The organism is Nonomuraea turkmeniaca, from assembly GCF_005889735.1.
In the GTDB taxonomy this organism is placed as follows: domain Bacteria; phylum Actinomycetota; class Actinomycetes; order Streptosporangiales; family Streptosporangiaceae; genus Nonomuraea; species Nonomuraea turkmeniaca.
The window spans coordinates 1-4107 of sequence record NZ_VCKY01000426.1 but is presented as its reverse complement, the minus strand read 5'-3'; the positions used below and the strand labels follow the sequence as shown (position 1 = coordinate 4107).

General features: G+C 67.1%; 4 protein-coding genes and 1 pseudogene. 3 read left to right on the top strand and 2 right to left on the bottom strand.

Features of this window, described 5'->3' with window-relative positions; genetic code table 11:
* A partial coding sequence (locus tag ETD86_RS52900; RefSeq protein ID WP_138674162.1) for a TetR/AcrR family transcriptional regulator occupies positions 1–259 on the bottom strand: 259 nt, incomplete at its 3' end.
* Between the two features lie 131 nt (positions 260–390).
* Here ETD86_RS52900 and ETD86_RS52895 point away from each other — a divergent pair.
* From ETD86_RS52895 to add, 3 genes and pseudogenes are all read left to right on the top strand, one after another.
* Positions 391–1365 (top strand): annotated as a pseudogene (locus tag ETD86_RS52895) (RNA polymerase sigma factor); the annotation flags it as partial.
* A gap of 174 nt (positions 1366–1539) precedes the next feature.
* A complete protein-coding gene (locus ETD86_RS52890) occupies positions 1540–2307 on the top strand; it encodes a class I SAM-dependent methyltransferase (RefSeq protein ID WP_246149507.1) in 768 nt (255 codons plus the stop codon).
* A gap of 43 nt (positions 2308–2350) precedes the next feature.
* Positions 2351–3298, top strand: coding sequence for an adenosine deaminase (gene add, locus ETD86_RS52885; protein ID WP_138674159.1), 948 nt, complete (start codon positions 2351–2353; stop codon positions 3296–3298).
* A 100-nt stretch (positions 3299–3398) separates the two neighbouring features.
* Here the strand turns inward: add and ETD86_RS52880 are convergent, their stop codons facing one another.
* Positions 3399–3671, bottom strand: coding sequence for a hypothetical protein (locus tag ETD86_RS52880; RefSeq protein ID WP_138674158.1), 273 nt, complete (start codon positions 3669–3671; stop codon positions 3399–3401).
* Positions 3672–4107 lie beyond the last annotated feature (436 nt).

Below are 4107 nucleotides of genomic sequence, written 5' to 3'. Positions count from 1 at the left end.
CGAACGCCCGATCGGCGGCGACGTGCAGCAGCCCCGCCAGCCCCGCCACGAAGGCCTCGTGGTGGTCGAGCGCCAGGTCCTCCTTGCGGGGGAAGTAGTTCGTCACGGTCATCTTCGCGACCCTGGCCGCGGCGGCGATGTCGGCGATCGTCGTCCGGTCGAAGCCACGTTCCAGGAACAGTTGGGTAGCGTGGTCGGAGATGGCCTGCCTGGTCTCTCGCTTCTTCTGTTCCCGCAAGCCCAAGGTGTCGATGCTCATAGCCACAGTCTTCCATAAATTTTTAGGTTCGACCTGATTTTAGGTTGACCAAATCAGTGGCGCAACCTAAAGTTAGGTGCGACCCAAGTTTGGCGCGTCCATCCAACGCGAGCGAGGAGTGTGTTTTGTCCGAAGCAGCAGAGGTTCTCGAACTGGACGACAACATCGCCGACCGTGGCGCTGACGGTGGCCCGGCGGTCGGCGCGGACTCGGTCAAGGCGTACCTGAAGCAGATCGGGCGCGTCCCGCTGCTGACCGCCGAGCAGGAGATCGACCTGGCCAAGCGCATCGAGGCCGGCCTGTTCGCCAGGGAGCGGCTCGACACCGAGCCGGGGCTTCCTGCCGACCTACGAGCCGACCTGGAGTGGATCGCCGACGACGGCACCCGCGCCAAGAGCCAGATGCTGGAGGCCAACCTGCGGCTGGTCGTCTCCATCGCCAAGCGCTACACCGGCCGCGGCATGCTCTTCCTGGACCTGATCCAGGAGGGCAACCTGGGCCTGATCCGGACGATCGAGAAGTTCGACTACCGGCTCGGCTTCAAGTTCTCCACGTACGCCACCTGGTGGATCAAGCAGGCCATCACCCGCGCCATGGCCGACCAGGCCCGGACGATCCGCATCCCCGTCCACATGGTGGAGCTGATCAACAAGGTGGCGCGGGTGCAGCGCCGCCTGCAGAGCGAGCTCGGCCGCGAGCCCACCCCCGAGGAGATCGCCACCGAGACCGACCTGGAGGTGGACCGGGTCGCCGAGGTCCAGCGGTACGGCCGCGAGCCGATCTCCCTGAGCACGCCGCTCGGCGAGGAGGGTGACAGCGAGTTCGGCGACCTCATCGAGGACGTCGAGGCCGTCTCCCCGGCCGACGCGGTCTCGTTCACCCTGCTCCAGCAGCAGCTGAACGCCCTGCTCGACCAGCTGTCCGACCGGGAGGCGGGCGTGATCAGCCTGCGCTACGGCCTGGCCGACGGCCAGCCGAGGACACTGGACGAGATCGGCAAGGTCTATGGGGTCACCCGCGAGCGCATCAGGCAGATCGAGGCCAAGACGATGTCCAAGCTCCGCCACCCGTCCCGCTCGCTGGCGCTTCGCGACTATCTCAGCTGATCTCCACTGATTTCCGGATGCATGCCCGGGTGCCGCGCAGATGATCTCTTTGGGGGTGTCGGCACCTTTCTGGGCCAGAATTTCCGCTGGTCGGAGAAAGGCTGGGCAAAAGCAAACTCAAAAGTGTCGCATTGGGCCTTTGACCGGCACGGCGGCTGGCCTAGATTCCCAACCGTGAAACGCACCCGCTCCAGCGTCGTCCACCAGGCGACCTACGCGTTCAAAAATCCCCACAAGATCGTGCCGCACCTGCGCCGGCTGGCCCGCGACACGTGGTTCATGCTCCGCACCCGCGACCACGTCGCCTACTACCGGGCCGTCATGAGGTCCGACACCGCGCGCGACCCTGGGGGCGCGGTCGGCTCCCACACGCACAAACGCTGGCTGGCGCTCGGTCGCATGCAATTCGACTACCTCGTCGAACACGGGCTCAAGCCGGAATGCCGCATGCTCGAAATCGGCTGCGGCAACCTGCGCGCAGGCCATTTGTTCATCGACTACCTGCACACCGGAAACTATTACGGAATCGACATCTCGCCCGACATCCTCATGGCGGCGCAGGACACGCTCATCGAGCACGGCCTGGGCGACAAACTGCCCTATCTGACCCCGGTACGCGATCTGCGTTTCGCGTTCCTGCCCGACCGGCATTTCGACGTCGTGCACGCGCACAGCGTCTTCTCGCACTCGCCGCTGCACGTCATCGAGGAGTGCTTCGCGCACGTGGGCCGTGTCATGAAGCCGAACGGCTGGTTCGACTTCACCTTCGACCGGACCGAGGGCAAGGAACACCAGGTGCTGCGCGAGGACTTCTACTACCGCACCGAGACGCTCGTGGCCCTGGCCGGCAAGTACGGGTTCACGGCGACGTTCATGGAGGACTGGGAACGCCTCCCGCACAAGCAGTCCAAGATCCGCCTCACCAGGCAGTCCGCCACGTGAAATCGGCGTGCGCACGGGCGGGACGGGTTCATAAGGTTGGGGCGTGAGAGATATACGGTCGTTGCCCAAGGCCCACCTGCACGTTCACCTCGAGAGCACCGTGCGGCCGGAGACCGCGCGGGAGCTGGGCGGCTCGCGTGAGCCCGAGAACGGGTTCCGCAGCTTCAGGGAGTTCGGCGACGCGCGGGCGCGGGTGCGGGAGCTGCTGCGCACGGCCGAGCACTTCAGGCGGATCGCGGTGGAGTTCTGCGAGGACGAGGCGGCGCAGGGCACCCGCTATGTGGAGGTGACCTTCACCGCCGCCTCCCACGGCGAGCGGCTGGGCGCGCCGGAGATGCCGCTGGAGGCGGTCCTCGAGGGCATGGCCGAGGGCGGGGCCAGGTACGGCATCGAGTGGCGGGTGCTGCTCGACCACTCCAGGCGGCGGCCGGTCGAGCGGCTGTGGCGCACGTTGAAGCTGGCCACCCGCTATGACGCCGTGATCGGCCTGGGGCTGGCCCGCGACGAGGCCCACCCGCTCGCCCCGTTCGCGGAGGTGTGCGACGCGGCCAGGGATGCGGGGCTGCGCCTGACGCACCACGCGGGGGAGGCGGCCGGGGCGGCCAGCATCCGCGAGGCGCTCGACGTGGGGCACGCCGAGCGGCTCGGGCACGGCATCCGGGTGCTCGACGACGACACGCTGGTGGCGGAGGTGCGGGAGCGCGGGATCCCGCTGGAGGTCTGCCCGACGTCCAACGTCCTGCTCGGGTTCGTTCCCTCACTCGCCGACCACCCGCTGCCGCGCCTGCGGGCGGCCGGGCTGGCGGTCACCGTCAACACCGACGGGGAGACGGCGCTCGCGGAGGAGTACACCCGGCTGCGCGACGTCTTCGGCTACGACGACCACGACCTGGCCGACCTGGCCCGGGCCTCGATCGACGCCTCGTTCGCCCCCGACGTCCTCAAGGCCCGCCTCCGGAGCGACGTGGACGCCTGGCTCGACGCGTCGTGACCGCCCCGCCGTTCTGAGGCCGCCGCGCGCGGGGGCGCTCCGCGAGGGGTGTCCTCGCGGAGCGGGGATGCGCTGGTGGGATCCGCCTCACCAGCTGCTGCTACTCCTCATCCTCTTCCTCGTCCGGGTCCGAGCAGAACTCCGTTCTCCACTTTCCGTTCCTGTAGCACTGCTTGCACCAGTCGCCGTAGATGGTCTTGTAGCGGCACTTGACCGCGGCAGACCCCGGTGCGGCGCTCTGCTGGGCACCCGTGCACAGTGAGTCGGTGGTTTCGGTGGATTCGGTGGCGTTGGCGGGCTGTGAGGTGATCGGGCCACTGATCACTAGCGTGGACGCGGCCATGACGGTGGCGACAAGAAGTCGTTTCACCATGAATCGCTCCTGATGGAGGGAGGAGTCCCAGACCGGGCCGGGAACTCGCCGAAGCGTCGTTCACGGTTTTCGGTATTTCGCCGCGACGGCGCTATGGACATTTCCCACGGTAGCGACGGCCGCCCGCATGGTCCCCCTATAAGCGGCAAAGCCTATTTCTCGAACAAACTGCCTTGTATCGTAATTGAGAAGCAATTGCGGGAAATGGCCGCTGGGTCGGCCCTTCGAAATCGAGCCGCTACGTCGTGTGCACGTGGCGCTACAGGCTCCCGTCCCAGGCTTGTGACCTGCGGCAACCCTCCCTTCCCTGGCCCGGCCAAAGTAATGCCGGATTTTTCGAATGGGTTTGGAAAAGGCACCGGGTGACTGGCGGAGGTGCGGAGGAGGGCGCTGCGGGCGGGGATTTCCGATACGGTCGCGGCCCATGGGATGGGCG